At 60.3% G+C, this 5,438-nt stretch carries 4 protein-coding genes and 1 pseudogene; 1 reads left to right on the forward strand and 4 read right to left on the reverse strand.

The genetic code is table 11. The features are described from left to right. The 4 genes and pseudogenes from GIW04_RS27405 to GIW04_RS27420 form a co-directional block, all read right to left on the reverse strand. Positions 1–439, reverse strand: a pseudogene (locus GIW04_RS27405) (hypothetical protein); the annotation flags it as partial. 513 nt (positions 440–952) lie between these two features. Beyond that, positions 953–3,439, reverse strand: a complete 2,487-nt coding sequence (locus GIW04_RS27410) for a TonB-dependent siderophore receptor (RefSeq protein WP_120249154.1) — start codon at positions 3,437–3,439, stop codon at positions 953–955. Between the two features lie 105 nt (positions 3,440–3,544). Continuing rightward, on the reverse strand, positions 3,545–4,495 hold the full coding sequence (locus tag GIW04_RS27415; protein ID WP_120249153.1) for a FecR domain-containing protein: 951 nt from the start codon (positions 4,493–4,495) through the stop codon (positions 3,545–3,547). Continuing rightward, a complete protein-coding gene (locus tag GIW04_RS27420; RefSeq protein WP_003190219.1) occupies positions 4,482–4,997 on the reverse strand; it encodes a sigma-70 family RNA polymerase sigma factor in 516 nt (171 codons plus the stop codon). Before GIW04_RS27420 ends, GIW04_RS27415 begins: the two co-directional genes overlap by 14 nt. 169 nt (positions 4,998–5,166) lie before the next feature. On the opposite strand from GIW04_RS27420, the gene GIW04_RS27425 reads away from it, so the two are divergent. Continuing rightward, positions 5,167–5,438: LysE family translocator (locus tag GIW04_RS27425; RefSeq protein ID WP_236479388.1), on the forward strand; the 272-nt coding region annotated here is incomplete at its 3' end.

A 5,438-nucleotide genomic window follows, 5' to 3' on the forward strand; every position in this document is an offset into this window, starting at 1 on the left:
GCCTGGACATGCCTGGCCCAGGACTCGCGCCGCGCGTGCATCGTTTCCATGTGAATCCCCTGCTGAAAAATACAGAGGATGCGGGCAGGGGTGCTCGAGGAGAAGGTGGGCGGGCTGGACGCTTACACATGAACAACAGGATGCAAAACGCCGAGACCCAGGCCACCAGCATCACGCGAAAACGCAGGCGATTGCTGAACAGGTCATCGGAGTAAACCCCCAGGGCCTGGAACAAGATAATGGTCAGGATCGCAAAGAACGCCAGCAGGCCCAGGTAGTGAGTGCGCATGTGTTCTGCGACAGGGTCCGGGTAGAACAACAGGATGATCGCCGGCGAGATTGCGGTCAGCCCATGGATCAGTTTTACGAAAACGACAAAAAACTCAACGAAACCGGTGCGAGTCAAAAACAGGCTATCAACCGACGATTTACCGCGCATACATCAGATCCTCAATACACCACCAGAACGTTCCTATTCGTTTGCTCATCCATAAGGCAGGTATGCATTACAAGTGGTGCAAATCGAACGACTTCTGTTGCTGGGTAAACCGTAATGGCTGTCTAGACGCAGGCATTTACTGGGTGATGGCTAAATAGTGGCTTCATTGAGGATTTGTGTCAATGATTTGGCTTTTCGTCCGTTTTATTCGGTGTCCCTCTCAATGCCTCCATGATATGACGGTTTGTTGACGTGTATGGCGGGTATTTCAGAATAATCGAGAATCGATGATGGCTTTTTGGAGTGTAGGAACAAACCTGAGGATTTGCCTGCCAGCGACGAAAAGCTTTTGCCGGCGGGAAGGAGGGGGGGGACAAGGCTTTTTTGTAGGAGCGAGGACGCCTGGTTCTTGCTCGCGAAAGACGTCAACGATAACGCGTGCTTCCTGAATAAACGCGGCGTCTGTGAGTTTTTCGCGAGCAAGCTCGCTCCTACAGGAGGGGTATGCAGTGCTTAGAAGTTGCCTTTGAGGCTCAGCGTGAGGTTACGCGGCTCCCCGTAGAGGTTACCCCAGCCTGCTGTACCAACGGTCTGGTAGTAGTTTTTATCGAACAGGTTGTTGCCGTTGAGCGCCACAGTCCAGGTGTCGTCCACCTGATACGCAATGCGCGCACTCCACAACGCATACCCGGCCTGCTCCAGCTTGATGGTTTGCAGGCGGTAGTTACTGCTTTGGGCGTTGACGCCTGCGCCGACTGTCCATTTCGACAGCGCACCGTCCAACTGGTAGTCGCCCCACAAACGCAGCATATGCCGCGGTACGTAGGTGTTGGACACCGCGCCTTCGGCGGCACTGTCGATGTTTTTCAGGTTCTTGGTTTGCGTGTAGGTATAGCCGCCGAACACCTGCAGGCGTTCAAGCAATGCGCCGCTCAGCTCGGCCTCGACCCCTTGAGCGCGCACTTTGCCCGTGTCGGTGTAGCAGTAGCCGTCGGAGGAGCTGCCGCAGCGGGTCTCGAAATCGGTTTGGGCGGCGTTTTTTTCGATGGCGCGAAACAGCGCCAGGGAGCTGTTCAGGCGCCCGTCAAACCATTCGCCCTTGATGCCCAACTCATAGTTCTCACCCATTTTCGGCTTGAGGGCCGAACCGCTGACCGTAGCGTAGGAGCTTTGTGGCTGGAAGATATCGGCGTAGCTGGCGTACACCGAAAGGTTGTCATTGAGGTCGTAGATCAGCGCGGCAAACGGCGTGACCACCCCGGTTTCCTTGGTGCGTGCATCCTGGTCGGCCCACTCGCCCCAGGCCAGGTTCAGGGACTCACGGCGGTTTTCATACCAACTGACGCGACTGCCCAGAACCAGCATCAAAGGTTCGGCCAGACGCAGGCGCAAGGTGGCGTAGGCACCGTATTGAGTGGCGGTTTCCTTGACCGTGCCGCCACGGTACATGTTGGGCCAGAAGGTGTCGTCGGCAGGTTCCGGGAAGTGGTGGTTGGGGTTGAAGACGCTTTGGCGCTGGGGCAGGTTGCGGATCGCATAGACATCGTCCTGAGTGCCACGGCTGCCATTGGCGCCGAGGATCAACTCATGTTGCAGGCCAAAGGCTTCAAATTGACCGTCGATGTAGGCGTCCAGGCCGTAGTCTTTGTGATCGTAGTCCAGCAAGGCTGCGTAGCTGGTGAGCGTGGGGGCCGGGTTGCCATAGTCCACGGTGCTTTCGCTGGCGGCGTACTTGATGTCTTGCAGGTTGCGGCTGTGTACGGCGCTGACTTTGAGCTTCCAGTCGTCGTTGAAGTGATGGGTCAGATCGGCGAACAGCGTGGTGCGCTGGCTTTGCCAATCGTTCCAGGCCTGGCCCAGGCAGGTGGAGCGGCTCAGGCCGAGGCTTTTGCCGTCGCGATAACGCGGCAGGCCGCTCCAGCACGGCGTGGAGTCGACATCCTCATAGCTGGCTCCGAAGCCCAGGGTAGTGTCAGGGCGGACATCCATGTCCAGGGCCGCGTAAAACGCCTGGTCCTGGCGCTTGGCAAGGTCCATGTAAGAGCCACGGTTCTGTTGGCTCACCGCCGCGCGGCCGCGCACCGTGCCGCTGTCGTTCAATGGGCCGCCGGTGTCGAATTCGGCGTGATAGTTATCCCAGGTGCCCGCCGACAGGCCAAGGCTGGTGGTGGGCTTGTCCTGGGGCCGCTTGCGCACGAAGTTCACCGCACCACTGGCAGTGCCGGCGCCCTTGAGCATTCCGGCAGCGCCTTTAAGCACTTCCACACGGTCATAAATCGCCATGTTCGCGCTGAAACTGTCGGCTTGTATGTAGTCCTTGCCGATGTCCAGTGGTACACCATCGAACTGGTACTGGCCGAGCATCTTGAAGCCCCGGGAGTAAAAATACTTGCCGCCCATGGGCGATTCGTAGCTGGTGATGCCTGGGGTGCGCTCCAGCAATTGGTCGATGGTGGTGATGTTTTGGTCATCCATCAGCTTGCGGGTCATCACACTCACCGATTGCGGCGTGCGTCGCAGGCTGTGTTCGCCCTTGCCGATGGTCACGGCGCCGGTGGTGTAGGAGCCGCTGCCTTCGGTGGTGGCGCCCAGGCGCTCGCCGTTAATGGTGGTGGCGCCCAGGTTCAGGGTCGAGCTGTCGGCCTGTTGAGGTAACAGTAACCAAGCGTTCGGGCCCTGGCTCTGAGCCTGCAAGCCCTGGCCTTGAAGCAGTCGGCTCAGGGCCTGTTGTGGCTCCAGGGTACCGCCCAGCCCATCACTGCTTTTGCCGGCTACGCTGCCTGCGTCATACGACACGCTGATACCGGCCTGCCGTGCAAATTGATCGAGGGCGCCGGCCAGTGGGCCGGGGGCGATATTCCAGGTGCGCGTCTGGCGTTCGCCGCCGGTTGGCTGGGCACCGGCGGTATACGGAAGGGCAGTGGCCGCCAGGCAGGCGCCGAGGAGGGTCGCCTTGATGGCGTGCCTGAGAGGTGAACGCAGGGAGGGGAACGCTTGCATGACCGCGGGATGCTCCTGAAGGAAGTGGACAACACGGGCCTGTTGATCGGCCTTTCCTTACAGGTCGAATGGCAATGAGAATTCACCTCATTTATTTTTGGTCGGTCACGCGCGCGCGGAGACGGTCACCCAGTAACGGCTACGGTAGGTCACATCGATTGCCAGCGATTGCGCCACCAACTTGAGCACCTGGTCGGTGTCGTCCAGTTGGTAAGTGCCCGACACCCGCAGCCCCGCCACGGCTTCGCTGCAACGCAGCAACCCATTGCGATAGCGACCCAGCTCGGCCAGGAAGTCCTCCAGGCGCATATTGTGGGCGCTGATCACGCCGTCACTCCAGGCCCATGGGTCCAGGCCGTTGTTGGGGGACGGGCGAATGCTGCTACGATTGAACATCACCTGTTCGCCCGGCTTGATCACTTGGCGTGCGGCGCCGTCATAGCGGTCGGTAAACACCGCCACTGCACCCTGTTGCACGGCCAGCAAGGTGCCTTGGGGTTCTTCGCGCACCAGCAAGCGCGTGCCGAGGGCGCGCAGGTAACCATCGCGGGTATGCACCCATAGCGCACGGTGGTCGGCCCCGGTATTGATCAAAATTTCACCCTGGCGCAGGTTCACCAGCCGTTGTTCGGCGCCAGGAGTAATGTCGACGGCGCTGGCGCTGTTGAGCTGGACTTTGCTGCCATCCTCCAATGCTACCCAGCGCCGCTCGCCGGTGGCGGTGCGGTAGTCCGCCATTAAGGCGGGCAGGGGCGTGTAGTCGCGGCCAAGCCAGGCTAAACCTGCGGCGCCGGCAAACAGCCCGAGCAGTTTCAGGCTTTCACGACGGCTGATGTGCTGGCGTGCGCCGTCGAGTGCATGGCGACTGACATGCGCTGGCAAGTGGTTGAAATCGTCATTCAGGGTGGCGACCCGATGCCAGGCCTGTTGATGCGCGTCGCTGGTGTGCAGCCACTGTTCAAAGGCCGCGGTGCTGGCGTCGTCGGCGGTGTTATAGCGCAACTTGATCATCCACTGGATGGCCTGGTCGACCAGGCGCGAGTCAGGAGTCGGCATAGCGCAACCGGTAACAGGCGTGCAGCGCCTTGGACAGGTCGCGTTCCACCGTGGCCTTGGACACGCCCAGGCGCAAGGCGATCTGCGGGCAGGTCAGGCCGTCCAATTGGGCCAACAGGAACGCCTCGCGCACCCTCGGCTTGAGCTGGTCGAGCAGACGGTCAATGCGCTCCAGGCTGTCGAGGATCAGCCGCCGTGTTTCTTCGCTCGGCACCTCCATTTGCGCAAAGTGCGCCAGGCTTTCCAGGTAGGCGCGTTCCAGCTCGCGGCGCCGGTATTGGTCGATCATCAAGCTGCGTGCGATGCTGCTCAGATAAGCGCGCGGCTGCTGCAAAGTCTGTTGCTGACGCGCGTTGAGCAGGCGCACGAAGGTGTCCTGCGCGAGGTCAGCGGCGCGCTCATGGCAACCCGTGCGCCGGCTCAACCAGCCCCGCAGCCAGGAATGGTGGGCTTGGTAAAGCTGGCCGATGGCAGCAGGGTCCAGTGGGTGATCGCTCGACATGGTCATCCTGGCGCAGCAGGCTTAATTGATAATGTTTCGCATTCTAGACGTTGGTCGTGGCATTCAGCAATCACTGGGTTCGCTGCGTGAGCAATGTATCCAGCACAATTTTTTGTAGGGGCTGGAAGCACCGATTAATCTGCAGTTTTTGCAGGTGGACGGTTCAAGCATGATCAGCCTTGTCACACTCGGCGTTTTTTCCGGCGCTGTGTTGCTGTTGCTGCTGTCACCGGGGCCGAACATGGCGTTTGTCATCAGCCAGGGTGTCACCCATGGCTGGCGCGGCGGTGTTGCCTCGGCCCTGGGCATCGGCGTGGCCGACCTGCTGCTGACGGCATTGACCGCCATGGGGGTGACGGCGGTGGTCGCCAGTTGGCCGCCGGCATTCGACCTGATCCGTTATGCGGGCGTGATCTACCTGCTGTGGCTGGTCTTCAAAAC

The sequence above is a fragment of the Pseudomonas sp. PA-4-8C genome (genome assembly GCF_021606625.1).
Lineage (GTDB): Bacteria > Pseudomonadota > Gammaproteobacteria > Pseudomonadales > Pseudomonadaceae > Aquipseudomonas > Aquipseudomonas lactis.

What these genes read in the sequence shown, in the direction of transcription:
- GIW04_RS27415 (WP_120249153.1), bottom strand. Translation starts at nt 4,495, where the DNA reads ATGCCGACTCCTGACTCGCGCCTGGTCGACCAGGCCATCCAGTGGATG.
- GIW04_RS27420 (WP_003190219.1), bottom strand. Translation starts at nt 4,997, where the DNA reads ATGTCGAGCGATCACCCACTGGACCCTGCTGCCATCGGCCAGCTTTAC.
- GIW04_RS27410 (WP_120249154.1), bottom strand. Translation starts at nt 3,439, where the DNA reads ATGCAAGCGTTCCCCTCCCTGCGTTCACCTCTCAGGCACGCCATCAAG.